The sequence below is a fragment of the Agrobacterium sp. MCAB5 genome (assembly GCF_052114365.1).
In the GTDB taxonomy this organism is placed as follows: Bacteria; Pseudomonadota; Alphaproteobacteria; order Rhizobiales; family Rhizobiaceae; genus Agrobacterium; species Agrobacterium tumefaciens.
In genome coordinates this window covers 130,785-156,149 of the sequence record NZ_JBFREP010000005.1, presented here as the reverse complement: position 1 = coordinate 156,149, position 25,365 = coordinate 130,785, and the positions used below count along the sequence as shown (strand labels likewise).

The 25,365-nt window shown below is 59.9% G+C and carries 29 protein-coding genes; 15 read left to right on the top strand and 14 right to left on the bottom strand.

Going from position 1 to position 25,365, the window contains the following annotated elements; all coding sequences use genetic code 11:
• Nucleotides 1–19: 19 nt before the first annotated feature.
• Together rnr and topA are read right to left on the bottom strand one after the other, a co-directional pair.
• Entirely contained in the window at nt 20–2,374 is a 2,355-nt protein-coding gene (gene rnr, locus AB4Z23_RS13940; protein ID WP_003512718.1) for a ribonuclease R, read from the bottom strand.
• A complete protein-coding gene (gene topA, locus AB4Z23_RS13935; protein ID WP_025593271.1) occupies nt 2,371–5,055 on the bottom strand; it encodes a type I DNA topoisomerase in 2,685 nt (894 codons plus the stop codon). Before topA ends, rnr begins: the two co-directional genes overlap by 4 nt.
• 258 nt (nt 5,056–5,313) lie before the next feature.
• Between topA and AB4Z23_RS13930 the strand changes: the two genes are divergently transcribed.
• On the top strand, nt 5,314–5,544 hold the full coding sequence (locus tag AB4Z23_RS13930) for a hypothetical protein (protein ID WP_019565491.1): 231 nt from the start codon (nt 5,314–5,316) through the stop codon (nt 5,542–5,544).
• On the opposite strand, the gene dprA is transcribed toward AB4Z23_RS13930, so the two are convergent.
• From dprA to AB4Z23_RS13910, 4 genes are read right to left on the bottom strand one after another with little or no spacing between them, the layout of a single operon-like run.
• Entirely contained in the window at nt 5,500–6,639 is a 1,140-nt protein-coding gene (gene dprA / locus AB4Z23_RS13925; RefSeq protein ID WP_441360286.1) for a DNA-processing protein DprA, read from the bottom strand. The genes AB4Z23_RS13930 and dprA overlap by 45 nt on opposite strands.
• A gap of 21 nt (nt 6,640–6,660) precedes the next feature.
• Nucleotides 6,661–7,278: a glycerol-3-phosphate 1-O-acyltransferase PlsY gene (gene plsY, locus AB4Z23_RS13920; protein ID WP_003512722.1), complete on the bottom strand. Its 618-nt coding sequence runs from the start codon at nt 7,276–7,278 to the stop codon at nt 6,661–6,663.
• 48 nt (nt 7,279–7,326) lie between these two features.
• A complete protein-coding gene (locus tag AB4Z23_RS13915) occupies nt 7,327–8,619 on the bottom strand; it encodes a dihydroorotase (protein WP_065657978.1) in 1,293 nt (430 codons plus the stop codon).
• Complete coding sequence (locus AB4Z23_RS13910; protein WP_003512724.1) at nt 8,616–9,557, bottom strand: aspartate carbamoyltransferase catalytic subunit; 942 nt, start codon at nt 9,555–9,557, stop codon at nt 8,616–8,618. Before AB4Z23_RS13910 ends, AB4Z23_RS13915 begins: the two co-directional genes overlap by 4 nt.
• A 129-nt stretch (nt 9,558–9,686) precedes the next feature.
• Between AB4Z23_RS13910 and AB4Z23_RS13905 the strand changes: the two genes are divergently transcribed.
• From AB4Z23_RS13905 to AB4Z23_RS13885, 5 genes are all read left to right on the top strand, one after another.
• A complete protein-coding gene (locus tag AB4Z23_RS13905) occupies nt 9,687–11,339 on the top strand; it encodes an acyl-CoA dehydrogenase family protein (protein ID WP_025593276.1) in 1,653 nt (550 codons plus the stop codon).
• A 139-nt stretch (nt 11,340–11,478) separates the two neighbouring features.
• Nucleotides 11,479–12,090, top strand: a complete 612-nt coding sequence (locus AB4Z23_RS13900) for a GNAT family N-acetyltransferase (protein WP_003512727.1) — start codon at nt 11,479–11,481, stop codon at nt 12,088–12,090.
• Between the two features lie 135 nt (nt 12,091–12,225).
• The gene (locus tag AB4Z23_RS13895) at nt 12,226–12,870 is read left to right on the top strand and encodes a TetR/AcrR family transcriptional regulator (protein ID WP_003512728.1); all 645 of its coding nucleotides are present in this window, start codon (nt 12,226–12,228) and stop codon (nt 12,868–12,870) included.
• Between the two features lie 258 nt (nt 12,871–13,128).
• Nucleotides 13,129–13,290: a hypothetical protein gene (locus AB4Z23_RS13890; protein WP_013635969.1), complete on the top strand. Its 162-nt coding sequence runs from the start codon at nt 13,129–13,131 to the stop codon at nt 13,288–13,290.
• On the top strand, nt 13,287–13,604 hold the full coding sequence (locus tag AB4Z23_RS13885; protein ID WP_003512730.1) for a DUF6105 family protein: 318 nt from the start codon (nt 13,287–13,289) through the stop codon (nt 13,602–13,604). The genes AB4Z23_RS13890 and AB4Z23_RS13885 overlap by 4 nt, the downstream gene beginning before the upstream one ends.
• Here the strand turns inward: AB4Z23_RS13885 and ruvX are convergent.
• Together ruvX and AB4Z23_RS13875 are read right to left on the bottom strand one after the other, a co-directional pair.
• Nucleotides 13,556–14,035, bottom strand: coding sequence for a Holliday junction resolvase RuvX (gene ruvX, locus AB4Z23_RS13880; RefSeq protein ID WP_003512731.1), 480 nt, complete (start codon nt 14,033–14,035; stop codon nt 13,556–13,558). The genes AB4Z23_RS13885 and ruvX overlap by 49 nt on opposite strands.
• Nucleotides 14,036–14,050: 15 nt before the next feature.
• Complete coding sequence (locus tag AB4Z23_RS13875; protein ID WP_025593281.1) at nt 14,051–14,353, bottom strand: alkylphosphonate utilization protein; 303 nt, start codon at nt 14,351–14,353, stop codon at nt 14,051–14,053.
• Nucleotides 14,354–14,437: 84 nt separating this feature from the next.
• On the opposite strand from AB4Z23_RS13875, the gene AB4Z23_RS13870 reads away from it, so the two are divergent.
• The 3 genes from AB4Z23_RS13870 to gatA all read left to right on the top strand — a co-directional run bounded on the left by AB4Z23_RS13870 (nt 14,438) and on the right by gatA (nt 17,092).
• Nucleotides 14,438–15,142 carry a metal-dependent hydrolase gene (locus AB4Z23_RS13870; RefSeq protein WP_003512733.1) on the top strand — a complete coding sequence of 235 codons (705 nt, stop codon included), beginning with the start codon at nt 14,438–14,440 and terminating at the stop codon, nt 15,140–15,142.
• Between the two features lie 125 nt (nt 15,143–15,267).
• Complete coding sequence (gene gatC, locus AB4Z23_RS13865) at nt 15,268–15,555, top strand: Asp-tRNA(Asn)/Glu-tRNA(Gln) amidotransferase subunit GatC (RefSeq protein WP_003512734.1); 288 nt, start codon at nt 15,268–15,270, stop codon at nt 15,553–15,555.
• Between the two features lie 55 nt (nt 15,556–15,610).
• Nucleotides 15,611–17,092 carry an Asp-tRNA(Asn)/Glu-tRNA(Gln) amidotransferase subunit GatA gene (gatA, locus tag AB4Z23_RS13860; protein WP_421476409.1) on the top strand — a complete coding sequence of 494 codons (1,482 nt, stop codon included), beginning with the start codon at nt 15,611–15,613 and terminating at the stop codon, nt 17,090–17,092.
• Nucleotides 17,093–17,151: 59 nt separating this feature from the next.
• Here the strand turns inward: gatA and AB4Z23_RS13855 are convergent, their stop codons facing one another.
• The gene (locus AB4Z23_RS13855; protein WP_003512746.1) at nt 17,152–17,409 is read right to left on the bottom strand and encodes a YjhX family toxin; all 258 of its coding nucleotides are present in this window, start codon (nt 17,407–17,409) and stop codon (nt 17,152–17,154) included.
• A gap of 299 nt (nt 17,410–17,708) precedes the next feature.
• On the opposite strand from AB4Z23_RS13855, the gene AB4Z23_RS13850 reads away from it, so the two are divergent.
• A complete protein-coding gene (locus tag AB4Z23_RS13850) occupies nt 17,709–18,218 on the top strand; it encodes a GNAT family N-acetyltransferase (RefSeq protein WP_041694376.1) in 510 nt (169 codons plus the stop codon).
• Here AB4Z23_RS13850 and AB4Z23_RS13845 read toward each other — a convergent pair.
• A complete protein-coding gene (locus tag AB4Z23_RS13845; protein ID WP_173992534.1) occupies nt 18,200–18,532 on the bottom strand; it encodes a DUF1294 domain-containing protein in 333 nt (110 codons plus the stop codon). The two genes, AB4Z23_RS13850 and AB4Z23_RS13845, sit on opposite strands and share 19 nt — an antisense overlap.
• Nucleotides 18,533–18,683: 151 nt before the next feature.
• On the opposite strand from AB4Z23_RS13845, the gene gatB reads away from it, so the two are divergent.
• From gatB to AB4Z23_RS13820, 5 genes are all read left to right on the top strand, one after another.
• Nucleotides 18,684–20,189, top strand: a complete 1,506-nt coding sequence (gatB, locus tag AB4Z23_RS13840; RefSeq protein WP_112152853.1) for an Asp-tRNA(Asn)/Glu-tRNA(Gln) amidotransferase subunit GatB — start codon at nt 18,684–18,686, stop codon at nt 20,187–20,189.
• A 159-nt stretch (nt 20,190–20,348) separates the two neighbouring features.
• Nucleotides 20,349–20,846, top strand: a complete 498-nt coding sequence (locus AB4Z23_RS13835; RefSeq protein WP_025593289.1) for a GNAT family N-acetyltransferase — start codon at nt 20,349–20,351, stop codon at nt 20,844–20,846.
• Nucleotides 20,843–21,316, top strand: a complete 474-nt coding sequence (locus AB4Z23_RS13830) for a GNAT family N-acetyltransferase (protein WP_112152854.1) — start codon at nt 20,843–20,845, stop codon at nt 21,314–21,316. The genes AB4Z23_RS13835 and AB4Z23_RS13830 overlap by 4 nt, the downstream gene beginning before the upstream one ends.
• 109 nt (nt 21,317–21,425) lie before the next feature.
• Entirely contained in the window at nt 21,426–21,824 is a 399-nt protein-coding gene (locus tag AB4Z23_RS13825; protein ID WP_003512753.1) for an NADH:ubiquinone oxidoreductase subunit NDUFA12, read from the top strand.
• Nucleotides 21,825–21,970: 146 nt separating this feature from the next.
• Nucleotides 21,971–22,408: a DUF2155 domain-containing protein gene (locus AB4Z23_RS13820; RefSeq protein ID WP_003512756.1), complete on the top strand. Its 438-nt coding sequence runs from the start codon at nt 21,971–21,973 to the stop codon at nt 22,406–22,408.
• Between the two features lie 16 nt (nt 22,409–22,424).
• Here AB4Z23_RS13820 and aat read toward each other — a convergent pair whose 3' ends face one another.
• Genes aat through aroQ form a run of 4 tightly spaced genes read right to left on the bottom strand, consistent with a single transcriptional unit; the run spans nt 22,425 to nt 25,352 of the window.
• The gene (gene aat, locus AB4Z23_RS13815) at nt 22,425–23,039 is read right to left on the bottom strand and encodes a leucyl/phenylalanyl-tRNA--protein transferase (protein WP_003512757.1); all 615 of its coding nucleotides are present in this window, start codon (nt 23,037–23,039) and stop codon (nt 22,425–22,427) included.
• A 5-nt stretch (nt 23,040–23,044) separates the two neighbouring features.
• The gene (gene accC / locus AB4Z23_RS13810; protein WP_097171841.1) at nt 23,045–24,391 is read right to left on the bottom strand and encodes an acetyl-CoA carboxylase biotin carboxylase subunit; all 1,347 of its coding nucleotides are present in this window, start codon (nt 24,389–24,391) and stop codon (nt 23,045–23,047) included.
• 12 nt (nt 24,392–24,403) lie between these two features.
• Entirely contained in the window at nt 24,404–24,889 is a 486-nt protein-coding gene (gene accB / locus AB4Z23_RS13805; protein WP_003512759.1) for an acetyl-CoA carboxylase biotin carboxyl carrier protein, read from the bottom strand.
• Nucleotides 24,890–24,914: 25 nt separating this feature from the next.
• A complete protein-coding gene (aroQ, locus tag AB4Z23_RS13800) occupies nt 24,915–25,352 on the bottom strand; it encodes a type II 3-dehydroquinate dehydratase (RefSeq protein WP_003496340.1) in 438 nt (145 codons plus the stop codon).
• Nucleotides 25,353–25,365: the final 13 nt, after the last annotated feature.

Sequence of the window (25,365 nt, the reverse complement as noted above, 5' to 3'; positions counted from 1 at the left end):
ACCGCTTGACGCGGTCTTGTTACCGACGTCCTCTCGGCGGCCTTGTTCCCGGCTTGGCGGAAGGACGTGATGTCCGCCGGCCTGCCTTGTGGAACGACCGCGAGCCGACCGGCATCTTGCGCCCCGGGCTCAGCATTTCAAACCGCAGCGCACCAGCCAAGGGTACCGCTTCTGCAAGCCGCACCTGAACCGTATCGCCGAGTTGATAACCGAGACCCGTCTTTTCCCCCGTCAGAGCCTGATGGGCTTCGTCGTAGAGGAAATAGTCGGTTCCAAGTGTAGATATAGGAACAAACCCGTCGGCGCCAAACTGCGGCAGCGCGACAAATAGTCCCGCCTTGGTGACACCCGCGACGCGGCCATCGAACTCCTCACCGACGCGCTCGGAAAGATGGTGCGCGATCAGCCGGTTGATGGTGTCGCGCTCTGCGGCCATGGCGCGGCGCTCGAAGGTCGAGATTTCGGCGGCGATATCGTCCAGCGTCGCCTCTTCCTGCGGGGTGATGCCGCCTTCGCCGAGGCCTAGCGATCCGACCAGCGCCCGATGCACGATCAGGTCGGCATAACGGCGGATCGGTGAGGTGAAATGCGCGTACTTCATCAGGTTGAGGCCGAAATGGCCGATATTTTCCGGGCTGTAGATCGCCTGGCTCTGGCTGCGCAGCACCATCTCGTTGACCATGATCTGGTGCGGCGTGTCGAGTGCGCGCGCCAGAATACCGTTGAAGGAATTGGCGCGCATCGCGACACCCTTGGCCATGGAAATGCCGATGGTGCCGAGGAATTCGCGCAGCACTTCCTGCTTGGTAAGTGTGGGGGCGTCATGCACGCGGTAGACCAGCCGCTGCTTTTTCTTTTCCAGGGTCTCTGCGGCGGCGACGTTCGCCTGGATCATCATTTCCTCGATCAGCTTGTGCGCGTCGAGGCGTTCGGGAATGACGACCTTGTCCACCGTGCCGTCGGGCCTGAGCTGGATCTTGCGCTCCGGCATGTCGAGTTCCAGCGGCTGGCGGCGATCGCGGCCGCGCTTCATCACGGCATAGGCGTGCCACAGCGGCTTCAGGATCGGCTCCAGCAGCGTGCCGGTCTTGTCGTCCGGGCGGCCGTCGATTGCGGCCTGCGCCTGCTGGTAGGAGAGCTTGGCGGCACTCTTCATCATGATGCGATGGAAAGTGTGGCTCGCCTTGCGGCCTTCCTTCGAGAACGTCATCCGCACAGCAAGGGCAGGGCGGTCGACGCCTTCCTTCAGCGAGCAGAGGTCGTTGGAGATGCGTTCCGGCAGCATCGGCACGACACGATCAGGGAAATAGACGGAGTTACCACGCTTCAGCGCCTCGCGGTCGAGCGGTGCGCCTGATCGCACATACCAGGACACGTCGGCGATAGCGACGGTGACGATCACTCCATCGGGATTGTCGGGCGAGGGGTCGAGTTCGGCATAGACCGCGTCGTCATGGTCCTTGGCGTCGGCCGGATCGATCGTGATCAGCGGCAGGTCGCGCCAGTCTTCGCGGTGAGACATGGTCGCGGGTTTTGCGGCATCCGCCTCGGCCAGAACATTCGGCGGGAAGATGTGCGGAATACCGTGGGCATGGATCGCGATCATCGAGATCGCCTTTTCCGAGGCGACTGAGCCGACGACCGAAAGAACCTTTGCGCGCGTCAGGCCGTAACGACCGCTGTTGCGCGAGGTTTCCACCTCGATCAGGTCGCCGTCCTTGGCATCGCCCACACCCTCGGGGTCGATGACCATTTCCTCGCCGCGCCGGTCGATCGGCATCAGGCGTCCGCCGCCGCCTTCCGTTTCCTTGAACACGCCAAGCAGTGCGTTCTGACGACGGTCGATCAGCTTGACGACGCGGGCCGTGTAGGCCGGGCCGACGCTGTCCTTGGACGGGAATATTTTTGCCAGAATGCGATCGCCGAGACCGGCGGCAGGGGCTTTCTTACTGCGATCCTGCGAAGACTGGCGGATGAGCACGGCGGGGGCCGCGCCCTGATCTTCAGGCCATTCGGCAGGCCGGCCGATCAATTCGCCGTCCTTGTCGCGGGTGGTGATGTCGAGAACCGTCACCGGCGGCAGGCCACCCGGTCGCGTCAGCGTCTTGCGGCTCTTCTGCACCATGCCATCGGTTTCAAGCTCCTTTAGCAGTGCCTTGAGCACAACGCGGTCGTCGCCTTTCAGCCCAAAAGCCTTGGCGATTTCGCGCTTGGAGGCCTGCTGCGGATGCTCGGCGATGAATTTCAGCAGCACTTCGCGGGAAGGCACCTCGCCATGGATGATGCCTTCACCTTCATTTGCCCGCTTGCCGCGCCCGGTACGTCCGAAGCCGTCGCTGGCGGAACCCTGTCTCTGACGCGGCGCCTTGCTCACGATTCTGCCTTCTTGGGTTTGGCTGCGGCCTTCGGCTTGGCAGCCGTCTTGCTTTTCGTTGCGGCCTTGGCTTTTGTCGCCTTCGGCTTTGCGGCTGTGTCGCCATCGGCCTTCTTGGCAGCAGTTTTCTTGGCCTTGGCGGGCTTGCCGCCGGTTCCTGTCTTGGCGATACGCTCGGCAATCAGCACCAGCGATTCGTCAAGCGTCACGGAGGTCGGATCCTGCCCCTTTGGAATGGTGGCGTTAACTTTGCCCCAGTTGACGTAAGCGCCGTAACGCCCGTCGCGGACGGTGATCGGGCCGCCATCGGGGTGATCACCCAGTTCCTTCAGCGCCGCGGGCGTGCCGTTGCGGCCGCGCCCCGGTCCCTTGCTCTGCTTCTCGGCAATAACGGTAACGGCACGGTTGAGGCCGATCGAGAACACATCTTCGATGCTTTCGAGGTTCGCATAGGAACCGTCATGCAACAGGAAGGGTCCGTAGCGGCCAAGCCCGGCGGAAATCATCTTGCCGGTTTCGGGATGCTTGCCGATATCGCGCGGCAGGTTGATGAGCGCCAGCGCCTTTTCGTGGTCGATGTCCTCAGGCTTCCAGCCCTTGGGCAGCGAGGAGCGCTTGGCTTCCTTGCCATCGCCGCGCTGGATGTACGGGCCGAAACGGCCAGACCGAAGCGTCAACTCCTCGCCAGTCATCGGATCGGCACCCAGCGCTTTCGGCTCGTTAGACACGGAAGCTTCGGCTTCCGAGCCATCGGACGTGAGCTGGCGGGTAAAGTTGCACTCCGGATAATTGGAGCAACCGACGAAAGCGCCGTATTTGCCGAGCTTCAGCGAAAGGTTGCCGGTGCCGCAAACCTGACAGATGCGCGGATCGGAACCGTCCTCACGCTTGGGGAAGACCAGCGGGGCCAGAACTTCATTGAGCGCATCCAGCACGTTGGTAACGCGCAATTCCTTGGTATCTTCGATCTGCGCGAAGAAATCCTTCCAGAAATCGCGCAGCACCTGCTTCCAGTCCAGTTCGCCCGCGGAAATGCGGTCGAGCTTTTCTTCCAGATCGGCGGTGAAGTCGTATTCGACATATTTGGCAAAGAAGCTTTCGAGGAAAGCCGTCACCAGCCGTCCGCGCGAGTGGGGAATGAGCTTGCGCTTGTCGATGATGATATATTCGCGGTCGCTTAGCGTCTTCAGTGTCGCCGCATAGGTGGAAGGACGGCCGATGCCGAGTTCTTCCATCTTCTTGATGAGCGATGCTTCCGAATAACGCGGCGGCGGCTCGGTGAAGTGCTGGCTGGCGTTGATCTTCTGCTTGGCGAGGTTCTCGCGCGCATTGATCTGTGGCAGGCGGCCTTCATCGTCACCGTCGTCGCTCTGCTCGCCATCTTCTTTCTGGTCGGTATAGGCGGCAATGAAGCCGTCGAAGCGGATGACGGAACCGACGGCACGAAGCCCGGCCTTTTCACCGTCCTTGTCGGCAAGGATTTCCACGGTGGTACGTTCGATTTCGGCAGATGCCATCTGGCTCGCAATGCCGCGCTTCCAGATCAGGTCGTAAAGACGCAACTGGTCGGCATCGAGGTAACGCTTCACCTGATCCGGTGTGCGGTTAAAATCGGTCGGACGGATAGCTTCGTGCGCTTCTTGCGCGTTCTTTGCCTTGGTCGAGTAGAAGCGCGCCTTTTCCGGCACATAGCGGTCGCCGAACTGCTCGCCGATGGCGCGGCGTGCGGCATCGATCGCTTCCGGCGCCATCTGCACGCCGTCGGTACGCATATAGGTGATCAGACCAACGGTTTCGCCGCCGATGTCGATACCTTCATAAAGCTTCTGGGCCACCTGCATGGTCCGCGAGGCCGAAAAGCCCATGCGCGAGGAGGCAGCCTGCTGCAGCGTCGAGGTGGTGAAGGGCGGGCCGGGATTGCGCTTGACGGGTTTCGCCTCGACCGTATCGACAATATAGGTCGCGCCTTCCAGGAGCGCCTTCAGGCGGTTGGCGTCATCTCCTGTCTTGATCGAACGGCCTTGCAGCTTCTTGCCATCGGCGGAAACCAGCTTCGCCTCGAACTCGTCACCGCGCGGTGTCTTCAGCAGCGCGCTGATGTTCCAGTATTCCTCGGAGACGAAACGCTCGATCTCGGCTTCGCGGTCGCAGACGAGACGCAGCGAAACGGACTGTACGCGGCCGGCGGAACGGGCGCCCGGCAGCTTGCGCCACAAAACCGGCGACAGGTTGAAACCGACGAGATAATCCAGCGCACGGCGGGCAAGATAGGCATCGACCAGCGGCACGTCGATGTCGCGCGGGTTCGCCATCGCGTCCAGTACCGCCTTTTTGGTGATGGCGTTGAAGACCACGCGCTTCACCGGCTTGTCGCCGAGAACGCGCTTCTTCTTCAAGAGATCAAGCACATGCCAGGAAATCGCTTCACCCTCGCGATCCGGGTCGGTTGCGAGAAACAGGCCGTCGGAGGACTTCACCGCGTCGGCAATGTCCTTCATGCGCTTGGCGGATGCGCTATCGACCTCCCAGGACATTTCGAAGTCCTGGTCGGGCAGCACAGATCCGTCCTTGGCAGGAAGGTCCCGGACGTGGCCAAAGGATGCAAGAACCTTGTAGCCCGGACCAAGATACTTGTTGATCGTCTTGGCTTTGGCAGGAGATTCTACGACGACGACATTCATATTGTTTTTCTCTGGAACTGGTCCGTTAACATAGCCGGATCACGGCATAATGCCGCAATTCGCCTTCTTTATAATTCGACATGGACAGGTAATGCGCGCGGGTCAAGAGGCAAGCCCGATTTTATCGCTCCAAGGCAATTGCAACCTATGGATAATCTGTCGTTGTATTGCAATCTTTGGTAAATTTGTTATAGTGACCAACATGATTTGAATTGACGTAATGATCTTTGTTTCAGGTTGAAATTCCAGGATAGATATATGGTCCCGAACGCAACAAACAATAATGCCGATAATGAAGGGACCAGAGAGAACTTGGCTTACATTCGCCAGATGCTCGCGGAACTGAGGCTCGTCGCCAATCGCGAGGGCGCCGACATGCTGTGCTATCTGATTGAAATGGCCTATGTGGAAGTCGGCGATATCCAGAGCGGGCGGCGCAAGCTTTCAATCCGCGAGGAGCGAAACCCGCCCCCCGGCGTGCCGGTTTGACCGCCCTGCAATATCGAGTTCCAGCAGCACCATGTGAACCGTGGCCGCGGAAAAACCCGTGTGGCGAATGATATCGTCCGTTTCGACGGGCGAGTGCCCGAGAGCGGCGGCAACGATGCTGCGCTCGTCATCTCCGGGCGGTGACATTTCCTCATCGGGTCGTGGTTCCTCGACCTTGCGGTCATAGGGCAATTGCGGTTCCATCAGCGGTCGTAGCGCATCGAGAATATCGGCCGCCCCCGTGGTCAGCATCGCGCCTTCCTTGATCAGCCGGTTGGTGCCTTCGCAGCGTGCATCGAGTGGGGAGCCTGGCACGGCGAAAACCAGCCGGCCCGCTTCGCCGGCAAGCCGCGCCGTGATCAGCGAACCGGATCGTTCTGCCGCTTCCACTATGACGACGCCGAGCGAGACGCCCGATATCAGCCGGTTGCGGCGGGGGAAATCCCGAGCGCGTGGCTCCCAGCCGAAGGGCATTTCGCTAATCGTCGCGCCGCCCTGTTCGTAGATGTCCTGCAAAAGCCCGAAATTTTCCTGCGGGTAGGGACGGTCGAGACCGCCCGCCAGCATGGCCACCGTGCCGGTTGCAAGGCTTGCCCGGTGCGCTGCCGCATCGATGCCGCGCGCCAGCCCGGATGCGATCGTATAGCCCGCACGACCGCAATCGCGCGCCAGCATCGCGGCGAATTTCGCGCCGTTGATGGAGGCGTTGCGTGATCCGACGATGCCGACGCAAGGTCTTGTTGCGGTGGATGCTGATCCCTTCATGGCGATCAGTGGCGGCGCGCCGTCGAGCTGTCGCAGGGCAGGCGGATAGTCCGGCTCACCGATGCCGACGAAGCGAGCGCCGAATCTTTCAGCCGTTTCGATTTCGCCTTCCGCTTCCGCCTGTGTGGCAATGCGCGGGCTGCGCAATGAACCGCCGCGCCTTGAAAGCTCGGGCAGGGCAGAGAGCGCTTTTTCAGCGCTGCCAAAATGATTGATGAGTTCGCGGAAGGTGACGGGGCCAATATTGTCGCTGCGGATCAGCCGAAGCCATGCGACCCGCTGCCGCGCGGAAAGCTCTATGCCCTGCCGTGTCGTTTCCTCATGCGGCATGACGTATCCCTAAAGCTGGCCTTAGCCCTTTTGCCCGATCCTGCTTTCCGTGCCGGCCAGAAGCCGTGCGATGTTTTCCCGGTGTTTCCACCAGGAAATCACGCTCAGCAACGTTACCAGAAGCGCCGTCTTTTCAGGCCCGACTATCCATAGGGCGACCGGGATCACAAGCATGGCAACCAGCGCCGACAGCGAGGAATACCGGGTGATGAACGCGGTTGCGAGCCAGATCAGCGCAAAAGCCAGCATCATCAGGGGGGCAGCGCCTAAAAGCACGCCGATATAGGTCGCCACGCCCTTGCCGCCCTTGAAACCGAGCCACACCGGAAACAGATGGCCGAGAAAGGCAAAGAAACCGGCAACCAGCGACGCCTCGTAACCCCAGAGCGCATTGGCGACGAGCACTGCGGCGGTGCCCTTCAGCGCATCGAGCAGCAATGTCGCTGCGGCGAGCTTCTTGTTGCCGGTGCGCAGCACATTGGTGGCGCCAATATTGCCGGAACCAATCTTGCGCACATCGCCCAGCCCCGCCATGCGGGTAAGAAGCAGGCCGAAGGGTATCGAGCCGAATAGATAGCCAATCAGCGCCGCAAGCGCGAGAAGGGCAGGCGCCGTCTGCCAGTCAGTCAAAGCACTCATTCAACGTTCCCTCTCGTCGCGCGCCAGCGTGATCCCATGCCCGTGATCTTATGCCAAGGAATGAACCGCTTTGCCAGCCACATAAGTGGCGACAGCGCGGCCGCTGAAACGGGCATCCTCGAACGGCGTATTCTTGGATTTCGACACCAGTTGATCTCTCGCAACCAGCCAAGGCTCGTCCAGGTCGATCAGCGTGATATCAGCCTTCGCGCCGGCTTTAAGCGTTCCCGCATCCAGTCCGAAGATTTTCGCCGGGCGGGTGGAAAGCGCATCGATCAGCCGCATCAGCGGAACCTCGCCGCTATGGTGAAGGCGAAGCGCCGCCGCCAGCATGGTTTCCAGCCCCACCGCACCGCTTGCCGCATCCGAAAAGGGCAGGCGCTTGGTGTCCACGTCCTGCGGGTCGTGCGACGAAACGATGATGTCGATCGTGCCATCCTTCAGCGCCTCGACCATGGCCTTGCGGTCGTCTTCCGCGCGCAAGGGAGGTGAGAGCTTGAAGAAGGTACGGTATTCGCCGATATCGTTCTCGTTCAGCGTCAGATGGTTGATCGAGATGCCGCAGGTCGCCTTGACGCCCCGCTGCCGGGCAAGACGGATCGCTTCTGCCGATTCCGGCACGGAAATCTTGGCGGCGTGATAGATCGCTTGCGTCAGACCGGCAATGCGCAGGTCGCGCTCCAGCGGAATGATCTCGGCTTCCTTGGGGATTCCGGACAGACCGAGCCAGCTTGCGAAAAGCCCCTCGTTCATGTCGCCGCCGCCGATATATTTGTCGCGGGTCTCAAGTGCAATCACCGCACCCAATTCGCGCGCATAGGTCATGGCGCGGCGCAGCACCAGCGTGTCGGAAAGCGCCCTGCGGCCATTGGTGAAGGCAACCGCACCGGCTTCCTTCAGCATGCCGATCTCGGTCATTTCCTCGCCGTTGAGGCCCTTGGTCAGGGCTGCAGCGGGATGCACATTGACGAGCGCCTTGTCGCGTGCCGCCTTTTTTACATATTCGACCAGCGCAATGTCGTCGATAACGGGGTCGGTGTCCGGCATGACGATGATGCTGGTGACGCCGCCGGCCGCTGCCGCGCGCGATGCGGATTCGATGGTTTCACGGTGTTCGCCACCCGGCTCACCGACAAAGACGCGGGCATCCACCAGACCGGGAACGGCCAGCAGCCCCTTGCAGTCGCGAACCGTCGCACCCTCGGGCACACCCTGGTTGTGTGCCTGCCCGCCGGAGGCGAGGATCGTGCCATCGGCACCGATGACGATGCTGCCCACCTCGTCCAGATTGCGGGAGGGATCAACGATGCGAAGGTTTTTGAGAACGGTCACGGCACTCATACGCGCTCACCCTGATTTTGCGAGACAAGCAGGGTTTCCATGACAGCCATGCGCACGGCAACCCCCATTTCCACCTGGCTTTCGATGACGCTCTGCGGACCATCAGCCACTTCGGATGAGATTTCCACGCCACGGTTCATCGGGCCGGGATGCATGACCAGCGCATCTTCTTTCGCGGCCTTCAACTTTTCGGCATCGAGACCGTAATAGTGGAAATATTCGCGCACCGAAGGCACGAAGGAGCCGGACATGCGCTCGCGCTGCAGGCGCAGCATCATCACCACATCGGCGTTCTTCAGGCCTTCCTTCATGTCATGGAAGACCTCGACACTCATGTCGCGAATTCCGGAGGGAAGAAGCGTCGCGGGAGCCACGACGCGCACGCGCGCGCCCATCTGGTTGAGCAGGATGATGTTGGAGCGGGCAACGCGCGAATGCAGTACGTCGCCGCAGATCGCCACCGTTATTCCCGAAAGATCACCCTTGGCGCGGCGAATGGTCAGCGCGTCGAGAAGGGCCTGCGTCGGGTGTTCATGCTGGCCGTCGCCGGCATTGACCACGGAGCAGGCAACCTTCTGCGCGAGAAGGGCTGCGGCACCGGCAGAGGAGTGACGCACGATCAGCACATCGGGGCGCATGGCGTTCAGCGTCATCGCCGTGTCGATCAGCGTTTCGCCCTTCTTCACCGAGGAATTGCTGACCGACATGTTCATCACATCGGCGCCAAGCCGTTTTCCGGCAAGTTCGAAGGAGGATTGTGTCCGGGTCGAAGCTTCGAAGAACAGGTTGATCTGCGTGAGGCCCCGAAGCGTCGAGGTTTTTTTCTCGCGCTGACGGCTGATTTTCACCGCTTCGTCGGCCTTGTCGAGAAGCAGGGTTATATCCTGATGGGAAAGCCCCTTTATGCCGAGGAGATGGCGGTGGGGAAAATAGACCATGGAAATTGTCCTCCGGGTCGCAATAGTCAACGGGTCTATAAAGACAGGTGGCTTTGCGGGCAAGCATGCGATAAGCCGGGTTTTGGCATATACACGCAATAAAGCACGAATCCCGATAGAAGGATGCGAATGACAGGCATGAACCGGACAGAAGAATCGCTCGCCGAACTAAACCAGCCTAGCCTATGGTCCGGTATCAATGCCTATCGTTCCGATCCGCTGATCGTCGACCTCACATCCGGCCTGTCACGCAATCTGAGGGACGAGTTCGACCAGCTCGGCCGTTACGTCACCTCGCACGAAGCGCAGGAACTGGCGCGCATGGCCAATCAGGGCGTGCCGCAGCTGCACACGCATGGCCCGCGCGGGGAACGTCTCGATCAGGTTGAGTTCCATCCCGCATGGCACGCACTGATGCGCCGTTCCATGTCATCGGGTCTTCATTCCAGCGTCTGGGAAAATGCGGCTGAGACGCGCGGCAATGAACACAAGGCGCGCGCCACCAAATTTTATCTGACCTCGCAGCTCGAGGCCGGGCATCTGTGCCCCTTGACCATGACCAGCGCCTCCGTTGCCGCCATCATGACCTCGTCGCGTGTGCAGAAGGAATGGGTGCCGAAGATACTGTCGCGGAAATATGATTCCTCGCAGAAGCCGGCCTTGCAGAAAACCGCCGTCACCGTCGGCATGGGCATGACGGAAAAACAGGGCGGCACGGATGTGCGCGCCAACCGCAGCACGGCGGAGCGGGTGGGCGAGGGCATCTATCGCCTGTCCGGCCACAAATGGTTCTTGTCCGCGCCGATGAGCGACGGTTTCGTCATGCTGGCGCAGATGGGCGACGGCATGGGCTGTTTCCTGGTGCCGCGTTATCTGGAAGACGGTTCCGCCAACGGCCTGCATTTCCAGCGCCTGAAGGACAAGCTCGGCAACCGCTCCAATGCCTCCGCCGAAGTCGAGTTCACCGATGCTTTCGGTTATCTTCTGGGTGAACCCGGCAGCGGTGTGCGCACCATTCTCGACATGGTGACGCTGACGCGGCTCGACTGCGCTTTGGCATCATCAGGCATGATGCGCGCTTCGCTCGCCGAAGCCGTGCATTTCGCACGCGGCCGTTCCGTCTTCGGCAAGACGCTGGTCAGCCAGCCGATCATGACGCGCGTTCTCGCCGATATGGCGCTGGATGTCGCAGCCGCGACGGCACTCTCCTTCCGGCTGGCATCGGCATTCGATGCCGCCCGCAACAATGCCGCCGAGGCGGCCTATGCGCGGGTGATGACGCCGATTGTGAAATACTGGTGCTGCAAGATCGCGCCGGCGTTGATTTACGAGGCGATGGAGTGCCTTGGCGGCAACGGATATGTGGAAGAACGGCCGATTGCCCGCCACTACCGCGAAGCGCCGGTCAATGCCATCTGGGAAGGCTCCGGCAACGTCATGGCGCTGGATGTGCTGCGTGTTCTTCAGCGCGGCAAGGATCTGTTCGATCTCGTTTTCCAGACGCTGGAGCGCGATCTCGGACCCGCCGGCAAAAAGACCACGGATGTGCTGCGCGCCGCAATCGCGCTTGCCGAACGCGATGAGGGTGCTGCCCGCCTGCTGGTGGAGCAATTCGCACTCGCTGCCGCTGCCGCCGAGCTTTGCCGGCTCGGCGCCGGCAAGATCGCAGACGCCTTCCTCGAAACCCGTCTGGCGGGTGGTTGGCGACATACTTACGGCATGCTCGATTCTCGCTTTGATCCGAATTATATAATCGATTTATTGTATCCGCCCGCGTCCTGACCGATAAAGGGTGGAAGGCTGTTGTTGCTGTCCCTGTGGGAGGGGTATCGGATTTGAGAAAAGGCGTTGGAGTGGGGCGTATTTCTGTCTTTAGGTCGTTGGGCGCGTGCGCGCGCATGGAGATGGAGGTCGATAGCAGATGCTGACCTTCCGCTCCGCCCGTCCTGAAGATGAAGAGGCGCTCTACGCCATCAGTCTTGCCACCGGCGATGCCGGGCAGGATGCCACCCCGCTTTATCGCGATGGCCGCATGGTGGGGCATATCTATTCCGTGCCTTATCTGCATCTGTGGCCCGATGCCGTTTTTGTGGCGGAAGACGAAGAGGGTGTCTGCGGTTACATCGCCGGCGCGCTCGATACCGCCTTGCATGATGAGCGGCTGGAGCGTGAGTGGTGGCCGCATCTTCGCGCCCTTTATCCCGACCCCGTTGGCGACCAGCAAACATGGGACGCCGATCAGCGCCGTGCACATTTCATCCACCACCCGCGCCATACGCCAACCTGGCTGACCGATCCGTTTCCGGCCCATATCCACCTGAACCTTCTGCCACGCACACAGGGCAAGGGCGGCGGCACGCGGCTTTTGTCGCGCTGGCTGGATATGGCGAGACAAAACAACGTCTACGGCATCCACCTCGGCGCCAGCGAGCGCAACCAGGCGGGTATTCGCTTTTGGGAAACCCGCGGCTTCAAACGTCTCGAAACCCACGACACACCAGGCACCGTGTGGTTTGGAATGGCGCTGGAGTGATTATTTGCGGGGTACGGGTCCTCGATCTTCATTCATCCACAGGAACCTTCTCCCCAGCCGCTGCGCTGCATTGTCCTCGTCTTCATGCTTTGTTAACCCGTTGGGTCAGGCCTTTTAAAAGACGGGTAGGGAAGCATGCTGGCGACCGCAGAGGTGATTTCAGCCGACAAGCCGGAAAAGCGCATCAAGGATCGCGCCGCGACCGAGAAGGCGATTTTTGAGGCAGCCCGGTCGCTTCTGGCCGAAGAGGGCTTTCAGGGTTTTGGCATCAATGCCGTTGCCCGCCGCGCCGGATGCGACAAGCAGCTGATCTACCGTTATTTCGGCGGTCTGGAAGGGTTGATCGAGGCGATCGGCGAGGATCTCGGATCCTGGGTGAAGGACCGTATTCCTGAAGATACCGGCGGCATGTTCCTGTTGACCTATGGCGATCTCATGGAAAAGCTGGCGCTTTATTTCATGGATGCGCTGCGCAGCGATCCTCTCGTCTGCAAGATCATTGCCTGGGAAGTGTCGGATGGCTCGCCGCAGGTCAGGCAGCTTGCCGAAGCCCGTGCCAAATCGCTCGGCAAATGGCTGGAGCGCATGCGCGGATCGCTGGCAGCACCCAAGGGCGTAGATACCGCAGCCGTCAATGCCGTGTTGTTCGCCGCCATCCAGCATCTCGTGATTTCCGCCGCCACCAGCGGCCAGTTCGCCGGCGTGCCGTTGAAGTCGGACAAGGACTGGGACAAGATTGCAACCGCCGTCAAAAGACTGGTGCGCGGCGTTTACGGCTGAGCGCGGCGTAACGAGCCGGGCGAGATGGTCGCCTCAACAAAATCGGCCGTTATTTGACGAAAAATCAACCATGTTTTCAGCGGTCCGGCAACCTTGCGGCATCGCATGCCGTTGGCTTCGTGAGGGGTGTTTTCCACAGCCGGACCCGCCACCGTTAACCATACCGACAGCTTTCATTTGCTTAGCCATGGTTACCGGTCCAGTGTGCATTAACAAAATGTTAACCATGCGCAATGACTGCGTATAAGGGAGCCGCAAGTGAGCCGCTGGACAGCTTTGGGCGTCATGATGACGTTTTTTGCTATGCTGCCGTTGGATATTGACGCGCCAGCGTTTAACCTTTGCCTGATGGCTCTGGTGCGCTGGGCGGTGCTTGCTGGCATTCCCGATACGATTTTCACGCGGGAGCAGACTGCATGAAGTGGTTTTTGATCCTCTGGGCCGGTCCCGTTGCATTGCTCGGCAGCTGGTACTGGCTATCCTATTACGACTTGAGCTTCGGCTTCTTCATGCTGACGCGCCAGACGCATGATCTGGTATTCCAGATTTACGGCAATATCCTCGGCCTGCCGCCGGAAAGCCTGCCGCCGCTGGTCGCGCGCGCCATAGCGGTCGACAGCCTGATCGTTTTTGCGATCCTTGCTTTCCGCAAGCGAAAACAGATTGCCAATTGGTGGCAGGGACGTCAGCCCGTTGCGCGGGCGAGTGCCGAAAGCCTGTCCAGCGCGCCCTGAAGAATGAAGCTTGCGGCTGCCGAATCGATGCGTTCGGCCCGTTTGGCGCGAGAGACATCCATTTCCAGAAGCACACGTTCGGCGGCGACCGTTGAAAGCCGTTCATCCCAGAAAATGAAGGGCAGGGCGGTTTTTTCCCCCATGGTACGAACGAAGGCGCGTGTTGCCTGCGCGCGTGGTCCGGCCGATCCATCCATGTTTATGGGCAGGCCGATGATGAAAGCGGATACCTTTTCCTTTTCGGCAAAGGCCAGCAGCACCTCGGCATCCCGAGTGAATTTGACCCGTTTGATGACGGGGCGCGGCGTGGCGAAGCGCCGCGACAGGTCCGACATGGCAAGTCCGATGGTTTTCGTCCCAAGGTCGAGGCCCGCAATCGCCTGTGCCGGCTGAAGCGTTTCCGCGAGCTCCTCGATGGTAAGTATCGCCATGTCGTGCGCTGTCCCTTATCTTTTGCGGACGAATTCGGTGCGCAGCACCAGACCCTTGACCGTCTCGTGCCTGCAATCGATTTCTTCCGGATTTCCGGTCAGGCGGATCGATTTGATGACAGTGCCCTGCTTGATGACAGTATTGGTGCCTTTGACCTTCAGATCCTTGATCAGCGTTACCTGGTCACCATCCGCAAGCACGTTGCCTGCCGCATCGCGCACTTCGTTCGCGCGCGAAGCTTCTGCGGCCAGCTCGGACGCAGGCCGCCATTCGCCGGTCGCCTCGTCATACACGTAATCGTCATTATCCGCGGCCATTGTCGCCTCTCTGAAATATCGGTAGTGCGGTTGTTCAAGCCGTCCTATGTCATAATATACGGGCAATACAAAGGAGAACTTCCCATGAAAATCACCTGGCTCGGCCATTCCGCCTTCCGCCTTGAAAACGGCAGCGCGAAGATCCTTATCGATCCGTTTTTCACCGGCAATCCCGGTTTTGCCGGACAGGATGCGAAAAGCGCGGCTGAAGGCATCACCCATATTCTCCTGACCCACGGCCACGGCGATCATGTGGGGGATACCGTCCAGCTTGCTCGCGAAACGGGCGCGACAGTGCTTGCCAATGCCGATCTCGCCGCTTGGCTTTCCACCAAGGGCGTGGCGAAGGTCGATATGGGTAATACTGGCGGCACGGTACATTTCGACGGTTTTTCCGTAACCTTTACCAATGCGCTGCATTCGTCCGCCCAGATCACGGAGGATGGCGTTTCCCATTCACTCGGCAACGCCAATGGACTGATGCTGCATTTCGAAGACGGTCCGGCCGTCTATCATATGGGCGATACGGATATTTTCTCCGACATGAAGCTCATCAACGAATTGCACCAGCCGGATATCGGTCTCGTGCCAATCGGCGACCGCTTCACGATGGGTGGTGCGGTGGCTGCACTCGCCTGCCAGCGCTTTTTCAAATTCGCCAACGTCATTCCCTGCCACTACGGTTCCTTCCCGATCGTTGACCAGACGCCGGAGAAGTTCGTGGCCGGCATGGAAGGCTCGGATGCGCGCGTCCACACGCCGAAGCCGGGCGAAATACTGTCCTTCTGACATTTTGCTGACGCATGTCGCTACAGCAAAACCGCTACACAGTTTTACGCGACATGCTTTCTACCGTTGCGAATGGCGGACATGGTGATTATAGCGGTTAGGAAAATTCTGACCGGAGTAGAACCATGTCCGTCGATCTCGCCACCGTAAAGCGCGTTGCGCGCCTTGCCCGTATCGCTGTTACTGAAGACGAAGCACAAAATATGCTTGGCCAGTTGAACGGCATACTCGGTTTCGTGGAGCAGCTTTCGGAAGTGAATGTTGACGGCGTCGAGCCGATGACCTCCGTTACCCCCGTGGATATGAAAAAGCGTGCCGACGTCGTGACCGACGGCAACAAGGCGGAAGACATCGTCGCCAATGCGCCTGCTACCGACCGGGACTTCTTCATGGTTCCGAAAGTGGTCGAGTAATCCGACCGCCGTTTGCCGCCCGATTTTTTCAAGATTTCGAAAGCCGTTGCCGACCATGACCGACCTGACGAGCCTGACCATTGCCGAAGCCCGCGAAAAGCTCAAGGCGAAAGAGTTTTCCGCCCTCGAGCTGACCGACGCCTATATTGCCGCCATCGACGCCGCCAACGGCGCGCTGAACGCCTATGTTGCCTTGACGCCTGAAAAGGCGCGCGACATGGCGAAAGGCTCCGATGGCCGCATCGCCGCAGGCGCGGCGGGCGAGCTGGAAGGCGTTCCGCTCGGCGTGAAGGACCTTTTCGCCACACGTGACGTGCACACTCAGGCGTGTTCGCATGTTCTCGATGGCTTCAAGCCGAAATACGAATCGACCGTCACCCAGAACCTTTGGGACCAGGGCGCCGTCATGCTCGGCAAGCTCAACATGGACGAGTTCGCCATGGGCTCGTCCAACGAAAGCTCCTGGTACGGTCCGGCCATCAACCCCTGGCGCGCCAACGGCTCGGAGCAGAAGCTCGTGCCCGGTGGCTCCTCCGGCGGTTCGGCCGCAGCCGTTGCCGCGCATCTGTGCGCCGGCGCCACGGCAACCGACACCGGCGGCTCCATCCGCCAGCCAGCGGCCTTTACCGGCACCGTCGGCATCAAGCCTACTTATGGCCGTTGCTCGCGTTACGGCATCGTTGCTTATGCTTCCTCGCTCGATCAGGCCGGCCCGATCGCACGTGACGTGCGCGACGCCGCTATCCTGTTGAAGACGATGGCGAGCGTTGACGCAAAGGATACGACCTCCGTCGACCTGCCGGTGCCGGATTACGAAAAGGCCATCGGCCAGTCGCTCAAGGGCCTGAAGATCGGTATCCCCAGGGAATATCGCGTCGATGGCATGCCGGAAGAAATCGAAAAGCTCTGGGCAAAGGGCGTCGAATGGCTGCGCGATGCCGGTGCCGAAGTGGTCGATATCTCGCTGCCGCACACCAAATACGCGCTTCCTGCCTATTACATCGTCGCGCCCGCGGAAGCTTCGTCCAACCTCGCTCGTTATGACGGCGTACGTTACGGCCTGCGCGTCGACGGCAAGGACATTGCCGACATGTACGAGAAGAGCCGTGCAGCCGGTTTCGGCAAGGAAGTGCAGCGCCGTATCATGGTCGGCACCTACGTGCTTTCAGCCGGTTATTACGACGCCTATTACCTGAAGGCGCAAAAGGTCCGCACGCTGATCAAGCGCGATTTCGAAAACGTCTTCCATGAGGGCGTCGACGCCATTCTGGCGCCGATTACCCCGTCTTCCGCCTTCGCTGTCGGTGATGAGGAACTCGCTTCCGATCCCGTGAAGATGTACCTCCAGGACGTCTTCACCATCACGGTCAACATGGCCGGTCTTCCCGGCCTCTCGGTGCCTGCCGGCCTGGACGGCAAGGGCCTGCCGCTCGGCTTGCAGCTCATCGGCAAGCCTTTCGAAGAAGAGACGCTCTTCAAGACGGCGCATGCCATCGAGCAGGCTGCCGGCAAGTTCACGCCTGCCAAGTGGTGGTAAGCGGCTGAACAAAAGCTCTATAATTGTCACGGGCGGCATCAAGTGCCGCCCGTTTGTTTTTATCGATTGTCCAGCTCACCCCGTACGAGTTCCAAGCCACGCGTCGTGATGCGGTAAGGCTTGCCGCCTGACGAGGCGATGGCTCTCTTCCGTTTCAGTTTGCGGAAGGTGAGGAGATCGAGGCCGCTGAAAATCCAGCCGTCGCGCGTATAGAGCGCGAGTTTTTCGATTTTGTGATGGTCGTCTCGAACGAGTTCGATGCTGCCGCCCTGGGCGAGCAGGTGAAGAATGCGCTGTTCGGCGCGGGAAATGTCCATTGTCGGAAATCCGGTCGGCGTCTTCTAGACGCATGAAAACAAGTCCGGGTGCCGTTAAGGCATCCAGGTCGGTTTCATCATGGCCCGGCGCGCAAGAAACTTGCGGGCAGGGCCGTTACCGGGACTCCGATTGAGCGAACATAAAAGCTCCTTGTTTGCTCTTTTTGGTTAGCGGGGGAGACCTGCGCGGTCAAGCCCCACGGGGCATCACCCGACCCGGCGGCCAGGGCGGTGTGGAAACCGCACTGGCCGAATCGCACCGCCGGTGCTTTACTTCGTTGGGCCATGGAGGGCGCGGCTTGATCGTCATTCGCAATGCGCAGGAGCAGGAAGCGGAGGTTCTGGCGGCCATCGGCCTCAGGGCATGGCGGCAGGCCACAACGGCGCTCGGCATTACCACGACGCTTTACGATAACGCCGCCAGTGCCTTTTCCAATTTCACCCGCTCGTCCTGGCGTGCCATCCGCGTGGCGGAGTTCGGCGGCGCGGTTGCCGGATGGGCGGCACGGGAACATTTTAACGAGGCGATTTCCGATTTCTGGATCGATCCGGATTTTCAGCGCAGGGGCATAGGCAGCCTCCTGCTTGCGGATATCGAACGGCAGATATTGCAACGTGATTTCGAAACCATCCGGCTTGAAACCCATGCGCAGAACGAACCGGCGGTCGCCTTTTTCCGTCATCACGGTTACAGCGTCCACTGGCTCTCCGTCTCCTATGCGCCGAAGCTTGATCGCGACGTGCAATCCGTCGGCCTGCAAAAGCAGCTGGTCGAGGTCGAGAGTGGCCTTTATGGGCCGGGGTTCTGAGAGAGCGTCTGCAAGCCGGTTACAAGCCGTATCGGCCAGTCCGGCATGATGGCGAGGGACGCGACAAGGCCCACCTGTAAAATTACGATGGATATCAGGATGCTGCGGAAGGGTTCCTTGCGGGTTTTGTGCCGCAGCAGGCGTTGAGCCGAGACTGCGCCCATGCTGCCGCCAATAAAAGCAAGCAATAACAGAGTACTTTCCCGAATGCGCCAGCCACCGTTTCTAGCCGCCTCCTTGTCCCACCAATAGACAAGAAAGACGAAAAGATTGAAGGCGATATAGGTCATGAAGCAGAGAGCGATCATGGTCATGACGTGAATTGAAACTGAGAACCTTAAAAAACGCGTATCCGGTTTCGGCGAAAATCCGGTGCCTGGCGCGACAGGGTGCAAGATGTCTTGCGCCCGCGCTCCATTTGTTCTACCCACCAAGGCCAAAGAACCCGTATATCGTGAGCTTCATATGACCCTTGTAGACGTGCGCACCCCCGACCCGAAACGCTTCATTCCCGGCGCCACCGGCGATTGGGAAATCGTGATCGGCCTGGAGGTGCATGCGCAGGTTCTCTCCAATTCCAAGCTGTTTTCCGGCGCTTCGACCACTTTCGGCAATGCGCCGAACTCCAACGTGTCGCTGGTGGACGCCGCCATGCCCGGCATGCTTCCCGTCATCAACGAGGAATGCGTCAAGCAGGCCGTGCGCACCGGTCTCGGCCTGAAGGCCAAGATCAACAACCGTTCGATCTTCGACCGCAAAAACTACTTCTATCCGGATTTGCCGCAGGGCTACCAGATTTCGCAGTTCAAGGACCCGATCGTCGGTGAGGGCATCATCACGATTTCACTCGGTCCGGACCGTCAGGGCAACTTCGAGGATATCGAGATCGGCATCGAGCGCCTGCATCTGGAGCAGGACGCCGGCAAGTCCATGCACGACCAGCACCCGACCATGTCCTTCGTGGACCTGAACCGTTCGGGCGTGGCGCTGATGGAAATCGTCTCCAAGCCCGACATGCGCTCGTCGGATGAGGCAAAGGCCTATCTCACCAAGCTGCGGTCCATCGTGCGTTATCTCGGCACCTGCGACGGCAACATGGACGAAGGCTCGATGCGCGCCGACGTCAACGTCTCCGTGCGCCGTCCCGGCGAAGGTTTCGGCACACGCTGCGAGATCAAGAACGTCAACTCCATCCGCTTCGTCGGCCAGGCCATCGAATATGAGGCGCGCCGCCAGATCGCCATTCTCGAAGACGGCGGTGTCATCGATCAGGAAACTCGCCTGTTCGATCCCGGCAAGGGCGAGACGCGTTCCATGCGCTCCAAGGAAGACGCGCATGACTATCGCTATTTCCCTGATCCGGACCTGCTGCCGCTCGAATTCGACGATGCTTTCGTCCAGGCGCTGAAGGTCGATCTGCCGGAACTGCCTGATGACAAGAAGGCCCGTTTCGTCGCCGATCTTGGCCTGTCGGTCTACGACGCCTCGATCCTCGTTTCGGAAAAGGCCATCGCCGATTATTACGAGGCGGTTGCTGCCGGCCGCGACCCGAAGGCCGCCGCCAACTGGGTCATCAACGATCTTCTCGGTGCGCTGAACAAGTCAGGCAAGGACATCGAGACGACGCCGGTTTCTCCCGAACAGCTGGGCGGCATTATCGATCTCATCAAGGCAGAGACCATTTCCGGCAAGATCGCCAAGGATGTGTTCGAAATCGTCTGGAACGAGGGCGGCAACCCGGCCGAAATCGTCGAGACGCGCGGCATGAAGCAGGTGACGGATACCGGCGCCATCGAAAAGGCCGTGGACGAGATCATCGCCGCCAACCCAGATCAGGTCGAGAAGGTGAAGGCGAAGCCGGCGCTTGCCGGCTGGTTCGTCGGCCAGGTCATGAAGGCGACGGGCGGCAAGGCCAACCCGCAGGCCGTGCAGGCGCTGGTGAAGGCCAAGCTCGGCATCGAGGACGAGTAAGCGGACGCTGCTTCCCGTGCCGGTACAATGGCATTGAAGTAGCAAGTTCTCGTCCGTCATTCTCGGCATAAGCCCGAGGATGACGTCGAGCACTGGGACTGACATTGATTTATGCCGGGATCACGCCCGGCATTTCTGTTTCGAGACGGAGCAAACATCATGTTTTTTATACGCACGGCAAGCCAGCGCGATATCGAGCCGGTCCGGGCGCTTCTGGCTACCACCTGGCATGCGACCTATGACGCGATCTACGGCGCAGACAAGGTGAAGGAGCTGATTGCCGCATGGCATTCGCCACAGGCCATGAAGGACCGCATCGAGAAAAAGGGCGGCGAATTTCTGGTGGCCGATAATGGCCGGCAGATCGGCGGTATGGCTTATGCTTCCATGTCTGCGAAGATGAGCAAGACAGCCCTGTTGCACCAGCTTTATGTCGGGCCCGAATTCCAGCGTCAGGGGGTCGGCCGCGATCTCTTCGCCGAGCTTGAAACCTGCTTTCCGGATGCGGAAATCATGCGTCTGGAAGTGGAGCCCAAAAATACTGTCGCAATAGCCTTTTATGAAGGCGTCGGATTTAGCGAGGTTGACCGAATCGAGCGCATGGCGGGTATCGATGGTTTTCCCGGTATCGTCATGGAAAAGAGCCTGAAACGATGAATGCGACATTAGATACGCTGATAATCCGCGCGGCACGGCAAGAGGATGTTCCCGCACTCGCGGCCATCTATGCCGCTGACGAAATCGGAGGCCACGGCGATACGGCCGACGAATCGGCGCTGCCGGACTATCTCGCAGCCTTCCGCGATATCGAGGCGTCCCCCACCGAGACGCTTTACGTGGCGGAACTGGACGGCGAGATCGTCGGCACTTTCCAGACGGCCATCCTGACCAAGCTTATCGGGCGCGGCGCCAAATCCATGGTGATTGAAGCGGTGCAGACGCGGCCCGACATGCGCGGCCGTGGCATCGGTGCGGTCATGATCAACTATTGCCTTGATGAAGCGCGCGCCAAGGGCATGAAAGCCGTGCAGCTCACCTCCAACGTGGCGAGGCTCGATGCCCATCGCTTTTACGAGCGGCTGGGTTTCGAGAAGCGGCATTTCGGTTTCAGGATGAAGCTGAAATAGCGCGGATATATCGGGAAATACTGGACAATCGCCGTGAGGGGCGGCATAAGCTTGTCTTGTGCCGTGCACGGAAAATCGCTGCGGCGCATTCAAGCCCGAGGAACGCATAATGAAGACTCTCCTGACGCAAATCTTCACCTGGTGGAACGGCCAGACGATCGGAACGCGGTTTCACACCTGGCGTTTCGGCAAGAAGGTCGGACAGGACGAGTTGGGCAACACCTATTACGAAGGCGGCACCACCTCCTGGGGCATGCCGCGCCGTTGGGTGATCTATAACGGTTATGCTGAAGCTTCGGCCATTCCGCCCGGCTGGCATGGCTGGATGCACTACCGCACCGACGTGCCGCCGACCCAGGAAACATACGTTCCCCGGGAATGGCAGAAGGCGCATCAGGCCAACCTTACCGGCACATCCAAGGCCTATCGCCCACAGGGATCGCTGGCGGTCGCAGGCGAGCGTCCACGCGTAACCGGCGACTACGACGCCTGGACCCCCGGCAACTGAGCAGGGGAAAAATGAGCATTGCGATGCGCGGTGTTGTGCAAAACGCCGCGCTTGGCACACGACCTCACCGGTTTTTGCCACATTCCGCCCTTACGCGTTGATCCGGTCGTCGTCCCGACACAGGCAATTTTTTGGAGACATATCGTATGAGGATATTCACGCGGGATCGTTCTTTGCGTGCGCTGACAGTCTCGCTGTTTGCAGCGATCTCTGCTGTCATCCTCGTATCGCCCGTCTCCGCCGCCCGTCTTGAAAACCGCGTGGCAGTGTTTTCCGGCATCGACAAGATCACCGGCCGCATTACGTCTTTCGATGTCTATATCGACGAAACGGTTCAGTTCGGCGCGCTCCAGGTGACGCCTAAGGTCTGTTACTCGCGCGACCAGACGGAAGCCCAGAAGATCGATGCTTTCATCGAGGTGGATGAAATTACTCTCGACCGCAAGATAAAGCGGATTTTCACTGGCTGGATGTTCGCCGACAGCCCCGGCCTCAATGCCGTCGAGCACCCGATCTACGACGTATGGCTGACTGGCTGCAAGCAGGACTCCGAAGTTCCCGCTCCCTCAACGGCAAGCAAATAACGTTACGTTATGATTTTTAGAATTGCAGGTCTGGCTGGTTGACGGCCTGATCGAGCATTTTCGCGTATTGCTGCTTCGGCACGTCGATCGCGCCGAATGTCTTCAGATGCTCGGTGGTGAATTGAGTGTCGAGCAACACGAAACCGCTTGCTCTCAGCCGCTCCACCAGATGCACGAGGCAAATTTTCGAGGCGTTGGTGCGGCGGGAAAACATGCTCTCGCCGAAGAATGCGGCCCCAAGCGATACGCCGTAAAGTCCGCCGACAAGTTCCTTGCCATCCCACGCCTCGACACTATGGGCATGGCCGATCTGGTGCAGTTCGGTGTAGAGTTTGCGAATTGTGGCGTTTATCCAGGTGCTCGGCCTGTCCGGCGCTTCAGCCGCACATCCTGCCATCACCGCTTCGAAAGCGGTATTGAAGCGTATCTCGAACGGCTTCTTGCGCATCGCCTTGGCGAGGCTTTTGGAAATGTGGAAATCGTTGAGCGGAATGATGCCGCGTATTTCCGGCTCGACCCAGAAAAGCTCTGGATCATCAGCCGAATCGGCCATCGGAAACAGGCCGGCGGAATAGGCGCGCAGCAATATATCGACGGTTATGCCGTTATTTTTGCTGCGCCGCCCAACCATATCTCTTAGTGAGACGCATCACCGGCCAGGTATTTTTCCAGCCAGTGAATGTCGTAATTGCCGCTGAGGATATCTTCGTTCTGAAGAAGATCCTGGAAAAGCGGGAGCGTGGTCTTGATGCCGTCGACGACGAACTCGTCCAGTGCCCGGCGCAGACGGCGGATGCATTCGTCACGGTCGCGACCGTGAACGATAAGCTTGCCGATCATGCTGTCGTAATAAGGCGGGATCTTGTAGCCCTGATAGGCACCCGAATCGACGCGCACGCCAAGGCCGCCCGGCGTATGGAAATAGGTCAACGTGCCGGGGGAGGGAACGAATGTGCGCGGGTCCTCGGCATTAATACGGCATTCGATGGCATGGCCATGGAATTCGATATCCGCCTGCGTCACCGACAGGCCCTGTCCCGAAGCAACCCTGATCTGTTCCTGCACGAGGTCCATGCCGGTGATCGCTTCCGTGACTGGATGTTCCACCTGAAGACGCGTGTTCATTTCAATGAAATAGAACTCGCCGTTTTCATAAAGGAACTCGATGGTGCCGGCACCGCGATATTTCAGCTTGCGCATGGCGCTTGCACAAATTTCGCCGATCTCCATACGCTGTTCAACGGTGAGGGCCGGGGAGTTCGCCTCTTCCAGCACCTTCTGGTGACGGCGCTGCAGCGAGCAATCGCGTTCGCCAAGATGAATGGCGTTGCCTTCCCCATCGCCGAAAACCTGCACTTCGATATGACGCGGCTTGCCGAGGTATTTTTCCATATAAACGGCGTCGTTGCCGAAGGCAGCTGCCGCTTCGGAGCGGGCCGTCGAGACCGCCTCGTCGAGATCCGCTTCCGTCTTCGCCACCTTCATGCCGCGACCGCCGCCGCCTGCCGTCGCCTTGATCAGGACCGGGAAGCCGATCGTCCGGGCGATTTCGAGCGCATTCTCGGGCTTCACTTCGCCGTCGGAGCCGGGAACCACGGGAATACCGAGTTCCTGCGCCGTCTGCTTGGCGGTGATCTTGTCGCCCATAAGGCGGATATGCTCTGCGGTCGGTCCGATGAAGGTAATGCCGTGCGCGTCGAGGATATCGGCGAACTTGGCGTTTTCCGACAGGAAGCCGTAACCGGGGTGAACGGCGTCCGCACCGGTGATTTCGCAGGCCGCAACGATCTGGTGGATGTTGAGGTAGCTGTCACGCGAAGGCGGCGGGCCGATGCACACACTTTCGTCGGCAAGGCGCACATGCATGGCGTCCGCGTCTGCGGTGGAATGCACGGCGACTGTCGGAATGCCAAGCTCCTTGGCAGCGCGCAGGACGCGCAGCGCAATCTCGCCGCGGTTGGCTATGAGGATCTTCGAAACCATGCTGAACCGCCTTTATTCGATGACCACGAGAGCTTCACCATACTCCACGGGCTGTGAGTCGTTGACGACGATTTCCACGACCTTGCCGGACTTCGGAGCCGGAATCTGGTTCATGGTCTTCATGGCTTCGACGATGAGGATGGTCTGGCCTTCCTTGACGGTCGCGCCCACTTCGACGAACGGACGTGCGCCCGGAGCAGGCGACAGGTAAACCGTGCCGACCATTGGCGAGGTAACGGTATTGGCCGGGTTGCGGGCAGGTGCTGCGGCGACCGCAGGTGCTGCCGGAGCGGCAACTGCCGCCGCTGCAGGGGCTGGCGCCGGTGCTGCGTAACCGGTGGGCGCTGCGGCATAGACCGTGGTGGGCGGAGCGGCGCGGGAAACGCGGATGCGCAGGTCTTCCTGCTCCACTTCGATTTCCGAAAGGTCGGTATCGTTGAGGATATTCGCGAGCTCGCGGATCAGTTCCTTGTCGATACCCTGTTTCTTTTCAGACATGACAAACCCTATTCTTTGTTTCTTTTTATGCCGTGATGTTCTTCAGCGCGTGAAGCGCCATGATGTAGCCATATGGTCCGAAACCGCAGACCATGCCCTTCGCGGCGGGCGATACCATCGATTTGTGACGGAACTCTTCCCGCGCGTGGATGTTGGAAATATGCACTTCCACGACGGGCGTGGAAATCGCACGAATGGCGTCATGCAGCGCGATCGAGGTGTGGCTGTAGGCGCCGGGATTGATGACGACACCTGCCGCTCTCTCTCCCGCCTCATGCAACCAGTCCACGAGCACGCCTTCGTGGTTGGACTGGCGGAATTCCACAGCGAACCCGAGATCTGCACCAGCAGCAAGACAATCATTCTCGATGTCTTTCAGCGTCTTGCCACCATAGATACCCGGTTCCCTTTTTCCCAGCATGTTGAGATTGGGGCCGTTGATGACGATGATGATGTTGCTCATTCGTGTTTCCATA

Bases quoted from the DNA above. Each gene is read 5' to 3' on its own strand.
- AB4Z23_RS13875 (WP_025593281.1), bottom strand. From the start codon at position 14,353: ATGGCCGCGGATAATGACGATTACGTGTATGACGAGGCGACCGGCGAA.
- plsY (WP_003512722.1), bottom strand. From the start codon at position 7,278: ATGAGTGCTTTGACTGACTGGCAGACGGCGCCTGCCCTTCTCGCGCTT.
- accB (WP_003512759.1), bottom strand. From the start codon at position 24,889: ATGTCTGAAAAGAAACAGGGTATCGACAAGGAACTGATCCGCGAGCTC.
- AB4Z23_RS13825 (WP_003512753.1), top strand. From the start codon at position 21,426: ATGAAGACTCTCCTGACGCAAATCTTCACCTGGTGGAACGGCCAGACG.
- gatC (WP_003512734.1), top strand. From the start codon at position 15,268: ATGTCCGTCGATCTCGCCACCGTAAAGCGCGTTGCGCGCCTTGCCCGT.
- AB4Z23_RS13885 (WP_003512730.1), top strand. From the start codon at position 13,287: ATGAAGTGGTTTTTGATCCTCTGGGCCGGTCCCGTTGCATTGCTCGGC.
- AB4Z23_RS13900 (WP_003512727.1), top strand. From the start codon at position 11,479: ATGCTGACCTTCCGCTCCGCCCGTCCTGAAGATGAAGAGGCGCTCTAC.
- aroQ (WP_003496340.1), bottom strand. From the start codon at position 25,352: ATGAGCAACATCATCATCGTCATCAACGGCCCCAATCTCAACATGCTG.
- AB4Z23_RS13835 (WP_025593289.1), top strand. From the start codon at position 20,349: ATGTTTTTTATACGCACGGCAAGCCAGCGCGATATCGAGCCGGTCCGG.
- AB4Z23_RS13855 (WP_003512746.1), bottom strand. From the start codon at position 17,409: ATGGACATTTCCCGCGCCGAACAGCGCATTCTTCACCTGCTCGCCCAG.
- dprA (WP_441360286.1), bottom strand. From the start codon at position 6,639: ATGCCGCATGAGGAAACGACACGGCAGGGCATAGAGCTTTCCGCGCGG.
- aat (WP_003512757.1), bottom strand. From the start codon at position 23,039: ATGGTTGGGCGGCGCAGCAAAAATAACGGCATAACCGTCGATATATTG.
- AB4Z23_RS13830 (WP_112152854.1), top strand. From the start codon at position 20,843: ATGAATGCGACATTAGATACGCTGATAATCCGCGCGGCACGGCAAGAG.
- gatA (WP_421476409.1), top strand. From the start codon at position 15,611: ATGACCGACCTGACGAGCCTGACCATTGCCGAAGCCCGCGAAAAGCTC.
- AB4Z23_RS13910 (WP_003512724.1), bottom strand. From the start codon at position 9,557: ATGGTCTATTTTCCCCACCGCCATCTCCTCGGCATAAAGGGGCTTTCC.
- accC (WP_097171841.1), bottom strand. From the start codon at position 24,391: ATGGTTTCGAAGATCCTCATAGCCAACCGCGGCGAGATTGCGCTGCGC.
- AB4Z23_RS13895 (WP_003512728.1), top strand. From the start codon at position 12,226: ATGCTGGCGACCGCAGAGGTGATTTCAGCCGACAAGCCGGAAAAGCGC.
- AB4Z23_RS13820 (WP_003512756.1), top strand. From the start codon at position 21,971: ATGAGGATATTCACGCGGGATCGTTCTTTGCGTGCGCTGACAGTCTCG.
- AB4Z23_RS13930 (WP_019565491.1), top strand. From the start codon at position 5,314: ATGGTCCCGAACGCAACAAACAATAATGCCGATAATGAAGGGACCAGA.
- topA (WP_025593271.1), bottom strand. From the start codon at position 5,055: ATGAATGTCGTCGTCGTAGAATCTCCTGCCAAAGCCAAGACGATCAAC.
- ruvX (WP_003512731.1), bottom strand. From the start codon at position 14,035: ATGGCGATACTTACCATCGAGGAGCTCGCGGAAACGCTTCAGCCGGCA.
- gatB (WP_112152853.1), top strand. From the start codon at position 18,684: ATGACCCTTGTAGACGTGCGCACCCCCGACCCGAAACGCTTCATTCCC.
- AB4Z23_RS13905 (WP_025593276.1), top strand. From the start codon at position 9,687: ATGACAGGCATGAACCGGACAGAAGAATCGCTCGCCGAACTAAACCAG.
- AB4Z23_RS13915 (WP_065657978.1), bottom strand. From the start codon at position 8,619: ATGAGTGCCGTGACCGTTCTCAAAAACCTTCGCATCGTTGATCCCTCC.
- AB4Z23_RS13870 (WP_003512733.1), top strand. From the start codon at position 14,438: ATGAAAATCACCTGGCTCGGCCATTCCGCCTTCCGCCTTGAAAACGGC.
- AB4Z23_RS13845 (WP_173992534.1), bottom strand. From the start codon at position 18,532: ATGACCATGATCGCTCTCTGCTTCATGACCTATATCGCCTTCAATCTT.